Genomic DNA, 19754 nt, shown 5'->3' on the forward strand with positions numbered 1-19754 from the left:
CTGCGATAGCTATCTGTCAGTTGAAACATGTGTGACTGATACACCGCCATCGCAGGCAAGCCAGTTCCCACATTTGATCTTCTGCAGATTCAGATTTTCTCGGGATAAAAATAACTAGGGAAGAGAAATGCACCAGCAAGAAAAGGGTTTGAAACGCGGCCTGAGCGCCCGACATATTCGCTTCATGGCCCTCGGTTCCGCGATCGGTACCGGGCTGTTCTACGGCTCCGCCTCCGCCATCCAGATGGCCGGCCCCGCCGTGCTGCTGGCCTACCTGATCGGCGGCGCGGCGGTGTTCATGGTCATGCGCGCCCTCGGCGAGATGGCCGTGCACAACCCGGTGGCCGGCTCCTTTGGCCAGTACGCCAGTACTTACTTGGGGCCCATGGCGGGGTTTATCCTCGGCTGGACCTACGCCTTTGAAATGATCATCGTCTGCCTGGCGGACGTCACCGCCTTCGGCATCTACATGGGCTTCTGGTTCCCCGAGGTCGCGCGCTGGGTCTGGGTGCTCGGCATCGTGTTTCTGATCGGCGGCCTGAACCTGTGCAACGTCAAAGTGTTCGGCGAAATGGAGTTCTGGCTGTCGCTGCTCAAGGTCGGCGCGATTGTGGCGATGATCCTCGGTGGCTTCGGCATCATGCTGTTCGGCATTCATTCGGCGGGTGACACCCAAGCCAGTGGCCTGAGCAACCTGTGGGCCCACGGCGGCTTCATGCCCAACGGCATCGGCGGCCTGATCGCCTCGTTTGCGGTGGTGATGTTCGCATTTGGCGGTATCGAGATCATCGGCATCACCGCCGGTGAAGCCAAGGACCCGCAACGCGTGATCCCCAAGGCGATCAACGCGGTGCCGCTGCGCATCCTGTTGTTCTATGTGCTGACCCTGTTTGTGCTGATGGCTATCTACCCGTGGCCGCAGATCGGCAGCCAGGGCAGCCCGTTCGTACAGATCTTCAGCAACCTGGGCATCGGTTCGGCGGCGACCATTCTCAATATCGTGGTGATCTCGGCGGCGGTCTCGGCCATCAACAGCGACATCTTCGGCGCCGGCCGCATGATGTACGGCCTGGCCCAGCAGGGGCAGGCGCCCAAGGGCTTTGCGCAGCTGTCCAAGCATGGCGTGCCGTGGATGACCGTGCTGGTGATGGGCGCGGCGTTGCTGGGCGGCGTGGTGCTCAACTACCTGATCCCGGAAAACGTATTCCTGCTGATCGCCTCGATTGCCACCTTCGCCACGGTGTGGGTGTGGCTGATGATCCTGTTTACCCAGGTTGCCATGCGCCGCTCCATGACCAGGGAGCAGGTGGCCGAGCTGAAATTCCCGGTGCCGTTCTGGCCCTATGCGCCTGCCGCCGCCATTGTATTCATGCTGTTCGTGTTTGGCGTGCTGGGTTATTTCCCGGATACCCAGGCCGCGTTGATGGTCGGTGCCGTGTGGATCGTGCTGCTGGTCGTCGCCTATCTGCTGTGGGTCAAACCCGCTGCCGGGCAAGGGGCCAAGGTCCATTACGACTCGGCTTTGTCTCATCGATAATTTTGGGAGGCGTTGATGAAAACCCTTTGGCAACACTGCCACGTCGCAACCATGGCCCAGGGCAACTACTCGATCATCGAGGATGCCGCTATGGTGACTGCCGGTTCGCTCATTGAGTGGATCGGCCCCCGCAGCCAGGCACCCGCGGCGGATTACGCCCAAGTGCATGACTTGCAAGGCGCGTGGGTCACGCCCGGGCTGATCGACTGCCACACGCACACGGTGTTTGGCGGTAATCGCAGCGGCGAATTCGAGCAGCGTCTCCAAGGCGTGAGCTATGCCGAGATCGCGGCCAAGGGCGGCGGTATCGCCAGCACCGTGCGTGCAACCCGAGCCGCGACTGAAGATGAGCTGTTCGTCAGTGCTGAAAAACGCTTGCGCAGCCTGTTGCGCGACGGTGTTACTACCGTGGAGATCAAGTCCGGCTACGGCCTGGACCTGGTCAATGAGCGCAAGATGCTGCGGGTGGCGCGGCGTCTGGGCGAAGCGCTGCCGGTCAGCGTGCGCGCCACGTGCCTGGCGGCCCACGCGTTGCCGCCGGAGTACAAGGACCGCGCCGACGACTACATCGACCACATTTGCGCCGAGATGCTACCCGCACTTGCGGCGGAAGGCCTGGTGGATGCGGTGGATGCGTTCTGCGAATACCTGGCGTTTTCCACCGAGCAGGTGGAGCGCGTGTTCAACGTGGCCCGGCAACTGGGCCTGCCGGTGAAGCTGCACGCCGAGCAACTTTCGTCGCTGCACGGCTCCAGCCTGGCCGCGCGCTACCACGCGTTGTCGGCGGATCACCTGGAATTCATGACCGAAGAAGACGCCATCGCCATGGCAGCCGCCGGCACCGTCGCGGTATTGCTGCCGGGCGCGTTCTACTTCCTGCGCGAAACCCAGTTGCCGCCGATGGATGCCTTGCGCAAGCACGGGGTGAAGATTGCCATCGCCAGCGACCTCAACCCTGGCACCTCGCCGGCCCTGTCGGTGCGCCTGATGCTCAACATGGCCTGCACCCTGTTCCGTATGACCCCGGAAGAGGCCCTGGCCGGCGCCACGCAACATGCGGCCACCGCGCTGGGCATGGGCGATACCCATGGTTCGCTGGAGGTAGGCAAGGTCGCCGATTTTGTCGCCTGGCAGATTGATCGTCCCGCCGACCTGGCCTACTGGCTGGGTGGCGAGCTGGATAAACGCGTCGTGCGTCATGGCGTCGACGTCACTGTTTAAACTGCCTGTGAACAAGGAGACCGTTGTGGATAAGGTTCTGAACTTCAAACAAGGCCGTGTGCCGCTGCTGATCAGCATGCCCCACGCCGGCCTGCGCCTCACGCCTGCGGTCGAGGCCGGGTTGATCGCCGAGGCGCAAAGCCTGCCGGACACCGACTGGCACATCCCCACGTTGTATGAATTTGCCGAAGGGCTGGGCGCCAGCACCCTGGCGGCGGAGTACTCGCGGTTCGTCATCGACCTGAACCGGCCGTCCGATAACAAGCCGCTCTACGCGGGGGCCACCACCGGCCTGTACCCGCAGACGCTGTTCGACGGCGTGCCGTTGTTCCGTGAGGGGCAGACCCCGAGCGAGACCGAGCGCGCCAGTTACCTGCAAAAGATCTGGGGCCCGTATCACCGCACGCTGCAGGACGAGCTCGCTCGCCTCAAGGCCGAGTTCGGCTATGCGTTGCTGTTCGATGCGCACTCGATCCGCTCGGTAATCCCGCACCTGTTCGACGGCAAGCTGCCGGACTTCAACCTCGGTACCTTTGATGGTGCGGCGTGTGATCCTGAACTGGCCAGCCAGTTGGAATTCATCTGCGCCGCGCATCCGCAGTACACCCATGTGCTGAACGGGCGCTTCAAGGGCGGCCACATCACCCGGCACTATGGTGATCCAGCGCAGGATATCCACGCGGTGCAGCTGGAGTTGTGCCAGAGCACATACATGGAAGAGGTTGAGCCATTTCGCTATCGCCCGGATCTGGCCGAGCCGACGCGGGTGGTGTTGAAGCAACTGCTGGAGGGGTTGTTAGCCTGGGGCCGGAAGCACTACCGGTAGTCTTTGGTGCTGCTGCAAGAGCTTTCGCGAGCAAGCCCGCTCCCACATTGACCGCGTTCAACCATGAGAATGCGGTCAAATGTGGGAGCGGGCTTGCTCGCGAAGACGGCCTCACTGTCGCCGCAGTGCAACTGCCGGTCGCCACAGGTCGTGTTGCCCAAGGCCTCACTGGGTAAGGTTGTGAACTAAAAACAGCCGAGTGAGCCCGCCCATGAAAAAACTGTTGTTGACCCTCACCGGCGCCGCACTGCTCAGTGCGCATGCCATGGCCGCCGAGCCGGCTTCCTGCAAGAACATCCGCATGGGTGTGGTCAGCTGGACTGACGTAGTCGCCACGTCCGGCATGGCCGACGTGCTGCTCAATGGCCTGGGCTACAACAGCAAACAGACCAGCGCCGTGCAGCAAATCATCTTTGCCGGCATCCGCGACAAGCGCCTGGATATCTTCCTCGGCTACTGGAAACCGGCGATGGACAACAACATCGCGCCATTCCTGGCCGCCAGGCAGGTCAAGGTGCTCGACACCCCCAGCCTCGCCGACGCCCAGGCCACCCTGGCCGTTCCGCAGTACGTGGCCGATGCGGGCCTGAAGACCTTCGCCGACATTGCCCGCTTCAAGGACAAATTGGGCGGCAAGCTCTATGGCATCGAGCCTGGCAGCGGCGCCAACACCGATATCCAGAACATGATCGACACCAACCGCTTCGGCCTTGGCGGCTTCAAGTTGGTTGCCTCGGGTGAAGCGGGGATGCTGGCCGCCGTGCAGCGGGCGGTGAACCGCAAGGCGTTCGTGGTGTTCGTTGGCTGGACCCCGCACCCGATGAACATCAATATGAAAATGGCCTACCTTACCGGCAGTGAAGGCGTGTTCGGCCCCGACGAAGGCCGGGCCACCGTGTCCACCGTCACGGCGCCGGACTTTGCGCAGCGCTGCCCCAATGCCAACCGCTTGCTTGAAAACCTCACCTTCACCGCCGCCCAGGAAAGCCAGTTGATGGTACCGATCATGGAGCGTGAATCGCCCCAGGATGTGGCCAGGCAATGGCTGCGCGATCATCCGGAGGATTTGCAGCGTTGGCTCAAAGGCGTAACGGCGTTCAACGGCGAGGATGGCTTGGCGGCCGTACTGGCCAGCCTCGAACTCTGAGTCGAACACTCCAGTCAGAACAACACCGGACACCTGTGGGAACCGGGCTTGCCCGCGATGGCGGTGGGCCAGTCACCGGACATTTGGCTGAAAGGCCGCTATCGCAGGCAAGCCAGCTCCCACATTGAATCCCAGCGCTCAGGAGATTCGTGCATGTACCCGATTTCTGCGCAACTTGCCGCCTTCGTCGCCCAAACCGAGTCCTTCACCAGCGATGACGCCTCGCCGGCCGGCCTGCGCCAGAACTACAACCGCATGTGCCAGGCGTTCACCCCGCCCGTGCCTGGGGACGTGCGCGTGTCGGACTTTTCAGTTGCCGGCGTGGATGTGCGTAGTTATCTCCCCGACGGCCCCGCCCCGACGGAGGGCTGGCCATGCCTCCTCTATATACACGGCGGTGGCTGGGTTGTTGGCGGCCTGGACTCCCACGACTTCATCTGTTTCGAGCTGGCCAGTGCCTTGCAGGTGCTGGTCATCGCCATCGATTACCGGCTGGCGCCCGAGCACCGGTTCCCGGCCGCCTATCAGGATTGTCGCGTCGTTTGGCAGGCCATCCAGGCCGGGCATGGGCTGCATGCCATCGACTTGCAGCGCCTGGTGGTGGCGGGCGACAGCGCGGGCGGCAATCTGGCGGCGGCGTTGTGCCTGGGCTTGCGGGACGACGGGCAACCGCTGCCTCGGGCCCAGGTCTTGATTTATCCCGCGTTGGGCGGCCCCTGCGACTTGCCGTCGCGGCGCGACTGCAGGGACGCGCCGTTGCTCAGCAGCGCCGACGCCGATGCTTACCTGGCGCTGTACCTGGCGGATAGCGGCAAGCGGTCGCCTTACGCCATGCCATTGCTGGCCGAAGATTTCGGCGGCTTGCCCAAGGCCTTCATCGCCGTGGCCCAGTTCGACCCGCTGCGCGACGAAGGCATGCGCTACGCCGAACAGCTGCAAGCAGCCGGCGTGGCCACCGTGCTGCATCCCGGCAAGGGCCTGGTCCACGGCTGCCTGCGGGCTCGGCGCCAGGTGCCCGAGGTGGATCGGCTCTACGATGACCTGTTGGCGTACCTGATGAGCGAAGCGCTGACACAGGTCTAAGCGTTCAAGAACATGCTCATTGCACAATTCGGGTTTATAGTGCCAAACGGCAGAATAAAAGACGTCCCCCCAGGGATGAACCCGACCCCCTACGGAGCGCGCAATGCAGACTTGGTACCCGCAGATCAAACCCTACGCCCGGCATGATCTGGCAGTCGATGACACCCACACGCTGTACGTCGATGAAAGTGGCTCCCCCGAAGGCTTGCCCGTCGTATTCATCCATGGTGGTCCTGGCTCCGGTTGTGATGCCCAGAGCCGCTGCTATTTCGACCCCAACCTGTACCGTATCGTCACGTTCGACCAGCGTGGCTGCGGGCGCTCCACTCCGCGCGCCAGCCTGGAAAACAACACGACCTGGGACCTGGTCGCCGACCTTGAGCGCATCCGCGAGCAGCTGGGCATCGAAAAATGGGTGCTGTTCGGCGGCTCCTGGGGCTCGACCCTGGCCCTGGCCTACGCGCAAACCCATCCGGAGCGTGTGCACGGCCTGATCGTGCGCGGCATTTTCCTGGCACGCCCGCAGGATATCGAATGGTTCTACCAGTCCGGCGCGAGCCGCCTGTTCCCGGATTACTGGCAGGACTACATCGCGCCGATCCCTGTCGAGGAGCGCCACGACATGATCGCGGCCTACCACAAGCGCCTCACCGGCAACGACCAGATCGCCCAGATGCACGCGGCCAAGGCCTGGTCGGGCTGGGAAGGGCGCATGCTCGGCCTGTGCCCGAGCCCGCAGCACGTGGAGCGGTTTTCCGAGCCGCAACGTGCCCTGTCCATCGCGCGGATCGAGTGCCACTACTTCACCAACAACTCTTTCCTGGAGCCCAACCAGCTGATTCGCGACATGCACAAGATCGCCCATCTGCCTGGCGTCATCATTCATGGGCGCTACGACATGATCTGCCCGCTGGACAACGCCTGGGAATTGCACCAGGCCTGGCCCAACAGCGAGCTGCAGGTGATTCGCGAAGCCGGCCATGCCGCGTCCGAACCCGGCATCACCGATGCCCTGGTGCGTGCGACTAGCCAGATGGCGCGGCGCTTGCTCGACCTGCCGCCAGAAGAAGCATGAAGGGCCTGCTGCAACGGGTGCGAGGCGCCCGTGTCGAGGTGGCGGGCGAAATCGTCGGGGCGGTCGACCAGGGATTGCTGGTGCTGGTGGCCGTCGAACCTTCAGATACGCCCGAGAGCGCCGATAAACTGTTGCACAAGCTGTTGAACTACAGGGTGTTCAGCGACGGCGAAGGCAAGATGAACCTGTCATTAAAGGACGTTGACGGCGGTTTGTTGCTGGTATCGCAGTTCACCCTGGCGGCAGACACCAGGAGCGGGCTGCGGCCGAGCTTCTCCACGGCGGCTCCGCCGGCCTTGGGAGCGGCGCTTTTTGATCACTTGCTGTTACAAGCGCAACAATTGCATGGGAAGGTGGCGTCGGGGCGTTTTGGCGCCGACATGCAGGTGCATTTGGTCAATGACGGGCCTGTCACCTTCCTCCTACAGACGTGAATGTATTGAAAACGACTTTAAATGCCTAAAAACGCAGGGTTTCGCTACAAATACTTCGTTAACCCTGATGCGTTGTTTCGCGGGCTACTAGATAATCGCGCGCTACGGTGATCAGCGTTGTTTGGTCCTTTTTTGACTTAGGTAGAGACTTGTCCGACGACCGATGGGGAATCATTTTGCCCCACAAGAGTCGGAACAATGCTCGCCAACCTGGCATATAGATAGCTGGCCGTTGGTTTTTTGATCTGTTTTCGGCGAGGGTTGCTCGTGATTGTTAGTCCCTGTAATGCACCAAAATTGTCTGCCAAACGGTTACGAAACGCACTGGTGACGGGCTCTGCCCTGTTTTGCCTGTTCGGCGCGGGTCAACTGTGGGCATTCAGTCTGGATGATGTGTCGGCCAAGGCAAAAGAGCTGGCCGGGCAGAAATACGAAGCTCCGCGCAGCAATCTGCCGAACGAATTCCGCGAAATGAAGTTCGCGGACTACCAGAAGATTCGTTTCCGCAACGAAAAAGCCGAGTGGGCCGATCAGAACACGCCGTTCAAGCTGTCCTTCTATCACCAGGGTATGCATTTCGATACGCCGGTGAAAATCAACGAAGTGACCGCCGACAGCGTCCAGGAAATCAAATACGACCCGTCGCGTTTCGATTTTGGCGACGTGAAGTTTGATCCCAAAGCCACCGAACAGCTGGGTTATGCCGGTTTCCGTGTGCTGTTCCCGATCAACAAGGGCGACAAGCAAGACGAAATCATGACCATGCTCGGCGCCAGCTATTTCCGCGTCGTGGGCAAAGACCAGGTCTATGGCCTGTCCGCCCGTGGCATGGCGATCGATACCGCGCTGCCGTCCGGCGAAGAATTCCCGCGGTTCACCGAGTTCTGGATCGAACGTCCAAAGCCGGGTGACAAGCACCTGGTGATCTTTGCCCTGTTGGATTCGCCGCGCGCTACCGGTGCGTATCGCCTGATCCTGCGTCCGGGCACCGACACGGTCGTCGATGTGAAATCCCAGATGTTCCTGCGCGACAAGGTCAGCAAGCTGGGCGTTGCCCCGCTGACCAGCATGTTCCTGTTCGGCGCCAACCAGCCGTCCAAGGTCCTCAACTACCGTCGCGAACTGCACGACTCCAGTGGCTTGTCGATCCATGCCGGCAACGGCGAGTGGATCTGGCGCCCACTGAACAATCCTAAACACCTGTCGGTCAGCAACTTCACCGTCGAGAACCCGCGTGGTTTCGGCCTGCTGCAACGTGGCCGCAACTTCAGCCACTACGAAGACCTGGACGACAACTACGACAAACGCCCAAGCGCCTGGATCGAGCCTGAAGGCGATTGGGGCAAGGGTTCCGTCGACCTCGTCGAAATCCCGACCGCCGATGAAACCAACGACAACATCGTTGCCTTCTGGAGCCCGGAAAAACTGCCGGAAGTCGGCCAGCCACTGGACGTAGCCTATCGCCTGCACTGGACCCTGGATGACGCAGCGTTCCATTCGCCGGACAGTGCCTGGGTCAAACAGACCCTGCGCTCCACGGGTGACGTCAAGCAGTCCAACCTGATCCGTCAGCCGGATGGCAGCGTTGCGTACCTGGTGGACTTCGAAGGCCCTTCCCTGAAAAAACTGCTGCCGGACGCCCCGGTGCGCAGCCAGGTGAGTGTCGGTGACAATGCTGAACTCGTTGAAAACAGCGTGCGTTACAACGAACACACCAAAGGCTGGCGCCTGACCCTGCGCATGAAAATCAAGGACGCAGGCAAGCCGACCGAGATGCGTGCGGCGCTGGTGCAGGATATTCCGCAGCCTGAGCCTGAAGCTGTCTCGACCCATGTGCTCAAGGCCGACAAAGTCCTGGCCAAGCAGCACGAGAAACAGGTCAAGAAAGACGCCAAGGACAAGGAAGCCAAGCAGCCAGAAGCTGTCCCAGCCACGCCGGAGCCGATCAAGACCGAACAAGTCCTGACCGAGACCTGGAGCTATCAGTTGCCTGCCGATGAGTAACTCTCAAGTAACGCCCGAGACTCTGTCCGAGTATCTGGCGCATCTTCCGATGACCGCTAAGCAGCGCGCCGAACTGGCGGGCTGCTCATCCTTCAGCGAATTGCACGAGCGCTTGTCGTCGAAGGCATTCGACGCACCTGCCGATGCTGCCCAGGCCTCGGTGGGCCGCCGCTTGACCCTCAACACCGCCGAAGAACTGCAAGACGCCGAAATGCTGGCGCTCGACGCCAGTGGCCGTGTGTGCCTCAAGGCCACGCCGCCGATTCGGCGTACCCGCGTGGTACCGGAGCCGTGGCGCACCAATATCCTGGTGCGCGGCTGGCGCCGTCTTACCGGGCGCAGCAACCCGCCGAAACCGCCGAAGGATGAACGGGTGTTGCCGGCTGCGCGCTGGCGCACCGTCGGTTCGATCCGCCGCTACATTCTGCTGGTGCTGATGCTGGGCCAGACCATCGTGGCCGGCTGGTACATGAAAGGCATCATGCCGTACCAGGGCTGGTCGCTGGTCGACTTCGACGAGATCCGTAACCAGACGCTGCTGCAAACCGCGACCCAGGTACTGCCCTACGCCCTGCAAACCAGCATCCTGATCATGTTCGGGATCCTGTTCTGCTGGGTGTCGGCGGGTTTCTGGACCGCGTTGATGGGCTTTCTGGAGTTGCTCACCGGTCACGATAAATACCGGATTTCCGGTAAAAGTGCCGGCGACGAGCCGATTCCGAAAGACGCCCGCACCGCGCTGGTGATGCCGATCTGTAACGAAGACGTGCCTCGGGTATTCGCCGGTCTGCGCGCCACGTTCGAGTCGGTGGCCGCGACCGGTGACCTGGATCGCTTCGACTTCTTCGTGCTCAGCGACAGTAATGACGCCGACATCTGCATCGCCGAACAGCAAGCCTGGCTCGACGTGTGCCGTGAAGCCGGTGGTTTCGGCAAGATCTTTTATCGCCGTCGCCGCCGTCGCGTAAAGCGCAAGAGCGGCAACCTCGACGACTTCTGCCGTCGTTGGGGCGGTGATTATAAATACATGGTCGTGCTCGACGCCGATAGCGTCATGAGCGGCGAGTGCCTGACCAGCCTGGTGCGCCTGATGGAAGCCACGCCGGACGCCGGGATTATCCAGACCGCGCCACGTGCGTCGGGCATGGACACCCTGTATGCGCGCATGCAGCAGTTCGCCACGCGCGTATACGGCCCGCTGTTCACCGCCGGCCTGCACTTCTGGCAGTTGGGTGAATCCCACTACTGGGGTCACAACGCGATCATCCGCATGAAGCCGTTTATCGAGCACTGCGCCCTGGCGCCATTGCCGGGTAAGGGCGCGTTCGCCGGCTCCATCCTGTCCCACGACTTCGTTGAAGCCGCGCTGATGCGCCGCGCCGGCTGGGGCGTGTGGATTGCCTACGACCTGCCGGGCAGCTACGAAGAACTGCCGCCGAACCTGCTGGACGAACTCAAGCGTGACCGTCGCTGGTGCCACGGCAACCTGATGAACTTCCGCCTGTTCCTGGTCAAGGGCATGCACCCGGTGCACCGCGCGGTGTTCCTGACCGGCGTGATGTCTTACCTGTCGGCACCCTTGTGGTTCCTGTTCCTGGTGCTGTCCACGGCCTTGCTGGCGGTGAACACGCTGATGGAGCCGCAGTACTTCATGGCCCCGCGCCAGTTGTACCCGCTGTGGCCGCAATGGCATCCGGACAAGGCGGTGGCGCTGTTCTCCACCACCATCGTGTTGCTGTTCTTGCCGAAGCTGTTGAGCATCATCCTGATCTGGGCCAAGGGCGCGAAAGAGTTCGGCGGCAAGTTCAAGGTGACGATGTCGATGCTGCTAGAGATGCTGTTCTCCATGCTGCTGGCGCCGGTGCGGATGATTTTCCACACCCGCTTCGTGCTCGCTGCGTTTCTTGGCTGGGCCGCTACCTGGAACTCGCCCAAGCGTGACGACGACTCGACAACCTGGGGCGAAGCCTTCAAGCGTCACGGCACCCAGACTCTGCTTGGCTTCCTGTGGGCGCTGCTGGTGGTGTGGTTGAACCCGAGCTTCCTGTGGTGGCTGGTGCCGATCGTCGGCTCGCTGATGCTGTCGATCCCGGTGTCGGTGATTTCCAGCCGCGTGAACCTGGGCCTGAAGTCCCGTGACGAGAGCCTGTTCCTCATCCCTGAGGAATACAATCCGCCGCAGGCGTTGCTGTCCACCGACAAGTACACCCACGAAAACCGCTGGCACGCGCTGCATGACGGCTTTGTGCGTGCGGTGGTCGACCCGCAGCAGAACGCCCTGGCCTGTGCCCTGGCAACCTCGCGTCACGGCAAAGCCGAGCCGATCGAGTACCTGCGTGCCGAGCGCGTGCGCCATGCGTTGAAAGTCGGCCCTGCCGGCCTCAACAATGCAGAGCGCGTGGCCTTGCTCAGCGATCCGGTCGCCCTGGCCCGCCTGCACGAGCAGGTCTGGAGCGAAGGTCACCCCGAGTGGCTTGCCGCCTGGCGCGACTCGATCAAGGCTGACCCGCACGCGCCGTTGCTGCCACTGCAGCCGCAATTGGCCCTGGCCCAACCGGCCTGATTCAGACACCCCCGAGGGCTCACCTCGGGGGTGTTCGAAGCGGCAGTCCTACAGCGTCTCCCGCGCTTTCCGCGCCGCGCTAACCTCTTGTTATTTCGATACAAAAGACCCTTGCCCGAGGTGTATTGCTGTGCCTGCGGCTGAGTTAGCATCGCCCCGAATTTGACTTGGCCACGGGGATATTCATGAGCAAGGGCTTTTGTTCGGCGCTGTTGATAAGCGCTGTCGCGTTGATTCACTTGGGCCTCGCGCAGGCGGGCGCGATTGACGACGCCGTTCGGCGTGGCGTGCTCAAAGTCGGTACCACGCCCACCTACGTGCCTTTCGAGATGACGGATAAACAGGGGCATATCATCGGCTTCGAAATCGACCTGCTCAAGGTCATGAGCCAAGCGCTGGGGGTGGAGCTGGAGCTGGTCGCGGTGCCTTACCCCGAATTGGTGGCGGGGTTGCTGGCGAAAAATTTCGACCTGATCGGCAGCGGCATGACCGTCACCCAAGAGCGCAACCTCAAGCTGAACTTCAGCGATTCGTTCATCGTGGTCGGCCAGTCGGTGTTGCTGCACCCGCGCCTGGCGGGCAAGGTCTCCAGTGTCGAAGACCTGGACGACGCCAGCTACCGGATCGCTACCACCGAAGGCACCACCGGTGAGTCAGCGGCGCGACGGTTTCTGGGGGCGGCCCGGCTCAGCACGTTTGCGACGCCGGAGGAGGGCGTGCGCCAAGTGGTGCTGGGCCAGGCCGATGCCTTTATTCATGACGCGCCCTATAACCTGATTGCCTTGAGTCGCCCGGAAAACAGCGCGCTGCTGGCGCTTGAGCAACCCTTCACCTTTGAGCCGCTGGCCTTCGGCGTGAAGAAAGGTGATTTCGACAGCCTCAACTGGATCAACCATTTCCTCAACCAGGTTGCCCAGGACGGAACCTACGATCACCTGCACGACAAGTGGTTCAAGGACACTGCCTGGATGACGGAAATCGATTGAGAGTCATAACTGCTTACACATCAAACCGTTGCCGCCGTTTTTGGCGCACCTGTCTACGCCTGCACTCTGGCGCACCGTCGTGGGGCTTTTCCGACATACACTGATAACAAATAGCCGTGAAACCTTTGTGGCGAGAGGCGAGTGGGTTAGGATCCCACCCCGAAATGGTGCAGCCCTTTTGCGCGCCGACCTTACAAGAATCGTTCAGGGGACTTGATGATGAAAAAGTATCTTTCGATGCTGCTGCTTGGCGTCACCGCGCTGGTCGCAGCCAACGCGGCCCAGGCCGGTGCGATCGATGATGCGGTCAAGCGCGGCACGCTCAAGGTCGGCATGGACCCGACCTACATGCCGTTCGAAATGACCGACAAGCGCGGTGAAATCATCGGCTTTGAAGTCGACATCCTCAAGGCCATGGCCAAGTCCATGGGCGTCAAGCTGGAGCTGGTGTCCACCGGCTACGACGGCATCATCCCGGCCTTCCTGACGGGCAAGTTCGACATGATCGGCAGCGGCATGACCCTGACCCAGGAGCGCAACCTGCGCCTGAACTTCAGCGAACCCTTCATCGTGGTCGGCCAGACCCTGCTGATTCGCAAGGAACTGGAAGGCACCATCAAGTCCTACAAAGACCTGAACGACGAGAAATACCGCCTCACCTCCAAGCTTGGCACCACCGGTGAGATGGTCGCCAAGAAGCTGATCTCCAAAGCCAAGTACCACGGCTACGACAACGAACAGGAAGGCGTGCTGGACGTGGTCAACGGCAAGGCCGATGCCTTTGTGTACGACGCGCCGTACAACGTGGTGGCCGAGAAGAAAGTCGGCAACGGCAAGCTGGTGTTCCTGGAAGAGCCCTTCACCTTCGAGCCATTGGCGTTCGGCCTGAAGAAAGGCGACTACGACAGCATCAACTTCATCAACAACTTCCTGCACCAGATCAAGAACGACGGCACCTACGATCGTATCCATGACAAGTGGTTCAAGAGCTCCGAGTGGCTCAAGGATATGGAATAAAGGCTGGCTTGTAGTGAGCGGGCTTGCCCCGCGCTGGGTGGCGAAGCCGCCCCAAAACCTTACGCCTCGGTCTCTCTGAAGCACTGCGGGGCCGGGATTTAGGGGCGGCTTCGCCACCCAGCGCGGGGCAAGCCCGCTCACTACACGGAGGCGCGCGCCCGACTCTTTTGGATACTGAGTAAATGAAACAGAAAAAAGCCCAATGGCCCTGGCACCTGCTGACCGTGGTCGTGCTGGTCGGCCTGGCGGGCGCCTTGTATTACGCCACGTCGTTGATGTCCTATGAGTGGCGCTGGAACCGCGTCCCGCAATATTTCGCCTATCAGGCTGAAGAGGCCCAGCGGGCGGCGGATATCTCTACCGTGATTGAGCTGGTGCGCAAAGGCGATAGCGCCGAAGTCACCCTGCGCAACGACGCGGGCGCCGAGCAAACGGTGACGGTCGCCGACAACAGCCTGCAAGTGGCACGCGGCGATGACGTGGCCGAGGGCGATGTGATCGGCGTCAACCGCCATTGGGCGCTGGGCCCACTGATGTGGGGCTTGTGGACCACGCTGTGGCTGTCGGTAGTGTCTGGCATCCTTGGCCTGGCGATCGGCTTGGCGACCGGCCTGTGCCGGTTGTCCAGCAACCCGACCCTGCGCGACCTGTCGACCATCTACGTCGAACTGGTGCGCGGCACGCCGCTGTTGGTGCAGATATTCATTTTCTATTTCTTCATCGGCACGGTACTCAACCTGTCCCGGGAGTTCGCCGGGATCGCCGCGCTGTCGCTGTTCACCGGCGCGTATGTGGCGGAAATCGTGCGCGCCGGCGTGCAGTCCATCACCCGTGGCCAGAACGAAGCCGCTCGGTCCCTGGGCCTGAGCGCCAGCCAGTCGATGCGCCATGTGGTATTGCCGCAGGCGTTCAAGCGCGTGCTGCCGCCGCTGGCCGGGCAATTCATCAGCCTGGTGAAAGACACCTCGCTGGTTTCGGTGATTGCGATCACCGAACTGCTCAAAAGCGGCCGCGAAGTGATCACCACCTCCTTTTCGCCGTTTGAGATCCTGTTCTGTGTGGCAGGCCTGTACCTGCTGATCAACCTGCCGCTGTCGAAAATGGCCAGCCGGCTTGAGCGGAGGCTCGCGCAAAGTGATTGAAGTCCGCGATCTGGTAAAAGTCTTCGATACCCGTGGCCATGTGGTCCGCGCGGTCGACCACGTCACCACCCAGGTGGCCAAGGGTGAGGTACTGGTAGTGATCGGCCCTTCCGGCTCCGGCAAGTCCACGTTCCTGCGCTGCCTCAATGGCCTGGAGGAATTCGACTCAGGCTCGGTGAGCATCGACGGCCTGCAACTGGCTGACCCGAAAACCGACGTCAACGCTTATCGCCGTGAAGTCGGCATGGTGTTCCAGCATTTCAACCTGTTCCCCCACATGACCGTGCTGGAAAACCTGTGCCTGGCGCAAAAGGTCGTCCGCAAGCGCGGCAAGCAGGAGCGCGAAGCCAAGGCCCTGGCGCTGCTGGAGAAGGTCGGCATTGCGCAGAAGGCCAACGAATTTCCATCACGCCTGTCCGGCGGCCAGCAGCAGCGTGTCGCGATTGCCCGTGCCTTGGCGATGGAGCCCAAGGTGATGCTGTTTGACGAGCCCACCTCGGCGCTGGACCCGGAAATGGTCGGCGAGGTGCTGGACGTGATGAAGACCCTGGCCCTGGAAGGCATGACCATGGTCTGCGTCACCCACGAAATGGGCTTTGCCCGTGAAGTGGCCGACCGCGTGCTGTTCTTCGACCATGGCAAATTGCTTGAGGATGCGGCGCCGGCCGCGTTCTTCGAGGCGCCGAAAGACCCGCGGGCCCAGGCCTTTCTGCGTCAGGTCCTATAAGCGGAACTTGCCGACCAAGGTCTGCAGGTCCAGGCTCAACTTCGTCAACTGAACGCTGGCGGCCGCGGTTTCCTCACTGGCGGTCGCGGTCATTTGCGACACATCCCGCACCTTCATGACGCTGCGATTGATTTCCTCGGCCACGGCACATTGTTGCTCGGCGGCCGCGGCGATCTGCGGGTTCATTTCCTGGATGACCGAGACCCTGAGAATAATCGCTGCCAATGCATCGCCCACATCGCGGCTCAGGTCGACGCTGTAGTCGGTCAATGCGCGGCTGCCGTCCATGATATCCGCCACCTGCTGGGTGCCGGTGTGGAGCCCGCTGATCAGTCCCTCGATTTCTTCCGCCGATTCCTGGGTGCGCCGGGCGAGACTGCGCACTTCATCGGCGACCACGGCAAACCCTTCGCCTGCGGGCCCTGCACGGGCGGCTTCAATGGCGGCATTAAGGGCCAGCAGGTTGGTCTGTTGCGACACCGATTTGATTACGTCCAGCACGCCGCCGATCTTCTGGCTCTCGCGCTGCAAGGCAATCATGGCCTGGCTGGCGCGCGCCATTTCGTGGGCCAGATGACCTATCTGCTCCACGGCTTGCCCGACGACCTTGTCGCCGGCGGTGGCTTGTTGGTCGGCCTCATCTGCCGCTTTTGAGGCTTCTTCTGCATGCCGCGCGACCTCCTGGGCGGTGGCGAGCATTTCGTTCATCGCGGTCGCGACCTGGTCGGTTTCATCCTTCTGGTTACTGATGCCCGCGCGAGTCTGCTCGGTCACGCTCGAGAGCTGTGTGGCGGCGCTGGCGATCTGCCGGGCGCTGTCACCGATGCCGCTGATCAGCCGGCGCAGGTTGCGGGTCATGTCGCCGATGGTTTGCTGCAGTTGGCCCAACTCATCGCCACGTTCCACCTGGATCTCGTGGCTCAGATCGCCCTGCGCGATGCGGTTGGCGGATGCCAGCACTTGGCGCAGCGGCACGGCGATCTGCCGGGCGATCCACCAGGCAGCCAGCGTGCCGAGTAACAGGGCTGCCAGCGTGACGCTGATCAGCAGCGTTCGAGTGTGGCTTGCTTGCTTGTCGCGTTTTAGGGTCTGGCTCTCGCTTACGGCTTCGTTGTGTTCGAGCAACTGATTGAGCTGCTGTTCAAACCGATTCTGTGCGGTTTCGGTGTTGAGTTGGGCTTGCTTGAGCGCGATCAGTTGCGTGCGATAGTTCGCCAGGTCGGTTTTGAGCAGGGTTGAGTCGGCGGGCAGGTTTGTCACGGCGGCCTGAGCGACGTCCAGTGCGTCGAGGGCATTGCCGACCGCTTCGGCATAGGCTTGCAACGACTCGGCACCCCAGGCGGGGCTTTGGGCCTTATCCTCGGCTTGCTCCATGGCTTGGCGCAGGCTTTCGATGGCGTCCAACGCCTGCTCGTCTTGCTGGTCAGGCAGTTCGCTGGCCAGTTGTGCGAGGCTGTCACTGGCCTGCAGCGCGCTTGCCTGGAGCGGGGGGCGAATGCTGTCACGCCGTTCGATCAATGGCGGCAACTCGACGAGCGCCGCTTTGAAATCCTCGACAAGCCGTTCTGCCGCTTGAATACGCTGCAGGTCGCCTGGGTCCTTGAGGTGGGTCGCCAGATAACCGAGATGCCGGCCGATGGTTTCGATCTGCCGGGTCATCTTGCCCAGGCTGGCGGTGTCCGTCAGGGTTCGGTACACGATGCGGTCGGCGCGCATGGCCTCTGCGACCGTCGCCAGTTGGCCGAGGACCGACAGGTTGCTTGAGCGGAAAAGCACCTCGCTCAGGGCCTGCCAGCCAGTCATGGCAATGATGAGACTGAGGACCAGCACCTGGCCGAAGCCCAAGGCGAGTTTGATACGGACGCTGGCGTTGGCCAGCAAGCGGGTCAGCCGAGGAAACATGGTGAACCTCCAGATCTGAAAAAAGCGTGTCGACCAACGCTAAATCGATTCGGAGTGATGGCGGGCTGATAACTACGTAGGAAATTTCACAAGTTGCGGCGGCCTCGAGTGGCCGCCGCGTAGGAGCGGTCAGATACGGAAGCGCCCGACCAGGGTCTGCAGGTAGACGCCCAGGCGCGCCAGCTCGGCGCTGGAGGCGGCGGTTTCTTCACTGGCCGCCGAGGTTTGCTCCGACACATCGCGCACGTTCAGCACGCTGCGGTTGATCTCTTCGGCCACCGCGCTTTGCTGCTCGGCGGCGGTGGCGATCTGCGAGTTCATCGCCTGGATGGTCGAGACCGTACGGGTGATGTTCGCCAAGGCGCTGCCGGCACGGCGAGTCAGCTCGACGCTGCTGTCGGTCAGGCCGCGGCTGTTGTCCATGATGGTTGCGACCTGCTGGGTGCCGCTTTGCAGGCCGACGATCAGCTCTTCGATCTCTTCGGTGGACTTCTGCGTACGCTGGGCCAGGCTGCGCACTTCATCGGCCACTACCGCGAAACCACGCCCGGCTTCACCGGCACGCGCGGCTTCGATGGCGGCGTTGAGGGCCAGCAGGTTGGTTTGCTGGGCCACGGACTTGATCACGTCGAGCACGCTGCCGATCTTGTCGCTTTCGCGCTTGAGGTCGCCCATGGCAACCGTGGAGTTGCCCACTTCGGTGGCCAGGCGCTCGATCTGGGCGATGGCTTCGCCGACCACCTTGTCGCCCTCGCGAGCCTGCTGGTCGGCAGCCACGGCGGCTTCGGAGGCTTCCTCGGCGTTGCGCGCCACTTCCTGCACGGTGGCGGCCATTTCGTTCATGGCGGTAGCGACTTGGTCAGTCTCGATCTTCTGGCTGTTGACCCCGGCGCTGGTCTGCTCAGTGACGGCCGACAATTGCTCGGCGGCGCTGGCGATCTGAGTAACGCCTTCGCTGATACCGCCGATCAGCTCACGCAGGCCGACGGTCATGTTTTGCATGGCGCGTTGCAACTGGCCCAGTTCGTCCTGGCGCTCGGAGATCAGGTTGTGGCTCAGGTCACCCGAGGCAACTCGTTCGGCCACGTTGAGGGTCTGCGCCAGCGGGACGATGATCTGGCGAGTGATGATCCAGGCGGCAACCAGGCCGAAAATCAGCGCCAGTACGGTAGCCAGCAGCAACAGTTGCCTGGCGTTCGCAGCATCCGCATCACGCACCACGGTTTGCGAGAGGGTCAGCTGGTTACTGCGGTCCAGCAGTATGTCGCCTTGGGTGCCCATGATCTTCAGCGCTGCGGCGCTGGCCACCTGAGAGTCGCGGTATTGGCTGACCGCCGCGCGATAGGCTTGCAGCGACACGCTGGCCTGTTGCAGGTTGGTCGAATACTGTTCAGGAAGTTGGCCGTTGAGGCCGGTGATTTTCTTAAGGGCGTTATCGATGGCATCCAACGCGGGCTGCTCGGCCTCGACCTTGCCGCTGTAGGTATAACCACGCACCTGGAACCGGGCTTGCTGGATCAGTTTGCTCAAATCGACAACGCTGTTGAATTGGCTGACGCTGTCGCCCTGCAGCAGGGACTTTTCGACTTCGCCCACTTTTTGCACCGCGTTGTCGGCGGTATCGCCCAACTTGCTACGGGCGTTTTCTCGGTTGGCCCCGGCCTGGACCATGGCGTCGAACGCGCGCTTGTACTGGTCGACCGCGGCCAGTTGATCGTCGACCAAGGCAATATCGGCGGGTTGCTCAATCAGCGTGCGGGCTGTCTTCAGGCCGCTGTCCAGCTTGCCGAGGTACTCATTGACCGCTGACGGACCCTGTTCGCCACGGCGCATTTCGAAATCCAGACGCGCGATGCTCAAGTCCTTGCTCAGGTCGTTGAGGCTGGCGATATACCCCAGCTTGTCCCCCCGACTGATCACGCCGGAGAGTCCGGTCCAGCCGGTGAAGGTGATCATCAGCGTGAGCAGCAACACCAGGCCAAAGCCCACGCCCAGCTTGGTTTTGACGCTGACATTCCCCAGCTTTTCGGCTAACCAACGATACATGCTGCAAACTCCCCTGGAACAAGGCTTGGACTTATTCAAGGGTT

Annotated in this window: 15 protein-coding genes and 1 pseudogene; 13 read left to right on the forward strand and 3 right to left on the reverse strand. The window is 62.0% G+C overall.

Annotated features, from left to right (window positions below):
- The first annotated feature begins 127 nt into the window (after positions 1-127).
- From KVG91_RS15095 to KVG91_RS15155, 13 genes are all read left to right on the forward strand, one after another.
- Positions 128-1537, forward strand: coding sequence for an amino acid permease (locus KVG91_RS15095; RefSeq protein ID WP_169375881.1), 1410 nt, complete (start codon positions 128-130; stop codon positions 1535-1537).
- Positions 1538-1552: 15 nt separating this feature from the next.
- Positions 1553-2758 carry an imidazolonepropionase gene (hutI, locus tag KVG91_RS15100; protein WP_169375882.1) on the forward strand — a complete coding sequence of 402 codons (1206 nt, stop codon included), beginning with the start codon at positions 1553-1555 and terminating at the stop codon, positions 2756-2758.
- A 25-nt stretch (positions 2759-2783) separates the two neighbouring features.
- On the forward strand, positions 2784-3584 hold the full coding sequence (hutG, locus tag KVG91_RS15105) for an N-formylglutamate deformylase (RefSeq protein ID WP_169375883.1): 801 nt from the start codon (positions 2784-2786) through the stop codon (positions 3582-3584).
- 211 nt (positions 3585-3795) lie between these two features.
- The gene (gene choX, locus KVG91_RS15110) at positions 3796-4731 is read left to right on the forward strand and encodes a choline ABC transporter substrate-binding protein (protein ID WP_169375884.1); all 936 of its coding nucleotides are present in this window, start codon (positions 3796-3798) and stop codon (positions 4729-4731) included.
- A gap of 153 nt (positions 4732-4884) precedes the next feature.
- A complete protein-coding gene (locus KVG91_RS15115; protein WP_169375885.1) occupies positions 4885-5814 on the forward strand; it encodes an alpha/beta hydrolase in 930 nt (309 codons plus the stop codon).
- A gap of 103 nt (positions 5815-5917) precedes the next feature.
- Positions 5918-6889 carry a prolyl aminopeptidase gene (gene pip / locus KVG91_RS15120; RefSeq protein WP_169375886.1) on the forward strand — a complete coding sequence of 324 codons (972 nt, stop codon included), beginning with the start codon at positions 5918-5920 and terminating at the stop codon, positions 6887-6889.
- Entirely contained in the window at positions 6886-7323 is a 438-nt protein-coding gene (gene dtd, locus KVG91_RS15125; protein WP_169375887.1) for a D-aminoacyl-tRNA deacylase, read from the forward strand. The genes pip and dtd overlap by 4 nt, the downstream gene beginning before the upstream one ends.
- Before the next feature lie 267 nt (positions 7324-7590).
- Positions 7591-9327, forward strand: a complete 1737-nt coding sequence (locus tag KVG91_RS15130; RefSeq protein ID WP_217894896.1) for a glucan biosynthesis protein G — start codon at positions 7591-7593, stop codon at positions 9325-9327.
- Entirely contained in the window at positions 9320-11890 is a 2571-nt protein-coding gene (gene mdoH, locus KVG91_RS15135) for a glucans biosynthesis glucosyltransferase MdoH (protein WP_169375889.1), read from the forward strand. Before KVG91_RS15130 ends, mdoH begins: the two co-directional genes overlap by 8 nt.
- 185 nt (positions 11891-12075) lie before the next feature.
- Positions 12076-12876 (forward strand): transporter substrate-binding domain-containing protein, encoded by an 801-nt coding sequence (locus tag KVG91_RS15140; protein ID WP_169375890.1) that lies wholly within the window; start codon positions 12076-12078, stop codon positions 12874-12876.
- A gap of 219 nt (positions 12877-13095) precedes the next feature.
- Positions 13096-13893: a transporter substrate-binding domain-containing protein gene (locus tag KVG91_RS15145; RefSeq protein WP_041160821.1), complete on the forward strand. Its 798-nt coding sequence runs from the start codon at positions 13096-13098 to the stop codon at positions 13891-13893.
- Positions 13894-14075: 182 nt separating this feature from the next.
- On the forward strand, positions 14076-15035 hold the full coding sequence (locus KVG91_RS15150) for an amino acid ABC transporter permease (protein ID WP_169375891.1): 960 nt from the start codon (positions 14076-14078) through the stop codon (positions 15033-15035).
- Entirely contained in the window at positions 15028-15762 is a 735-nt protein-coding gene (locus KVG91_RS15155) for an amino acid ABC transporter ATP-binding protein (protein WP_169375892.1), read from the forward strand. The genes KVG91_RS15150 and KVG91_RS15155 overlap by 8 nt, the downstream gene beginning before the upstream one ends.
- Here KVG91_RS15155 and KVG91_RS15160 read toward each other — a convergent pair.
- From KVG91_RS15160 to KVG91_RS28000, 3 genes and pseudogenes are all read right to left on the reverse strand, one after another.
- Positions 15757-17664, reverse strand: a complete 1908-nt coding sequence (locus KVG91_RS15160; protein ID WP_169375893.1) for a methyl-accepting chemotaxis protein — start codon at positions 17662-17664, stop codon at positions 15757-15759. The two genes, KVG91_RS15155 and KVG91_RS15160, sit on opposite strands and share 6 nt — an antisense overlap.
- 129 nt (positions 17665-17793) lie before the next feature.
- Complete coding sequence (locus KVG91_RS27995; RefSeq protein WP_404822407.1) at positions 17794-18666, reverse strand: methyl-accepting chemotaxis protein; 873 nt, start codon at positions 18664-18666, stop codon at positions 17794-17796.
- A pseudogene (locus tag KVG91_RS28000) lies at positions 18652-19710 on the reverse strand (methyl-accepting chemotaxis protein); the annotation flags it as partial. The gene KVG91_RS27995 and the pseudogene KVG91_RS28000, both read right to left, overlap by 15 nt.
- Between the last annotated feature and the right edge of the window lie 44 nt (positions 19711-19754).

Source organism: Pseudomonas azadiae, assembly GCF_019145355.1.
Taxonomy (GTDB): Bacteria; Pseudomonadota; Gammaproteobacteria; order Pseudomonadales; family Pseudomonadaceae; genus Aquipseudomonas; species Aquipseudomonas azadiae.

What these genes read in the sequence shown, in the direction of transcription:
- KVG91_RS15095 (WP_169375881.1), top strand. Translation starts at nt 128, where the DNA reads ATGCACCAGCAAGAAAAGGGTTTGAAACGCGGCCTGAGCGCCCGACAT.
- hutI (WP_169375882.1), top strand. Translation starts at nt 1,553, where the DNA reads ATGAAAACCCTTTGGCAACACTGCCACGTCGCAACCATGGCCCAGGGC.
- choX (WP_169375884.1), top strand. Translation starts at nt 3,796, where the DNA reads ATGAAAAAACTGTTGTTGACCCTCACCGGCGCCGCACTGCTCAGTGCG.
- KVG91_RS15115 (WP_169375885.1), top strand. Translation starts at nt 4,885, where the DNA reads ATGTACCCGATTTCTGCGCAACTTGCCGCCTTCGTCGCCCAAACCGAG.
- pip (WP_169375886.1), top strand. Translation starts at nt 5,918, where the DNA reads ATGCAGACTTGGTACCCGCAGATCAAACCCTACGCCCGGCATGATCTG.
- dtd (WP_169375887.1), top strand. Translation starts at nt 6,886, where the DNA reads ATGAAGGGCCTGCTGCAACGGGTGCGAGGCGCCCGTGTCGAGGTGGCG.
- mdoH (WP_169375889.1), top strand. Translation starts at nt 9,320, where the DNA reads ATGAGTAACTCTCAAGTAACGCCCGAGACTCTGTCCGAGTATCTGGCG.
- KVG91_RS15140 (WP_169375890.1), top strand. Translation starts at nt 12,076, where the DNA reads ATGAGCAAGGGCTTTTGTTCGGCGCTGTTGATAAGCGCTGTCGCGTTG.
- KVG91_RS15145 (WP_041160821.1), top strand. Translation starts at nt 13,096, where the DNA reads ATGAAAAAGTATCTTTCGATGCTGCTGCTTGGCGTCACCGCGCTGGTC.
- KVG91_RS15150 (WP_169375891.1), top strand. Translation starts at nt 14,076, where the DNA reads ATGAAACAGAAAAAAGCCCAATGGCCCTGGCACCTGCTGACCGTGGTC.
- KVG91_RS15160 (WP_169375893.1), bottom strand. Translation starts at nt 17,664, where the DNA reads ATGTTTCCTCGGCTGACCCGCTTGCTGGCCAACGCCAGCGTCCGTATC.
- KVG91_RS27995 (WP_404822407.1), bottom strand. Translation starts at nt 18,666, where the DNA reads ATGCAAAACATGACCGTCGGCCTGCGTGAGCTGATCGGCGGTATCAGC.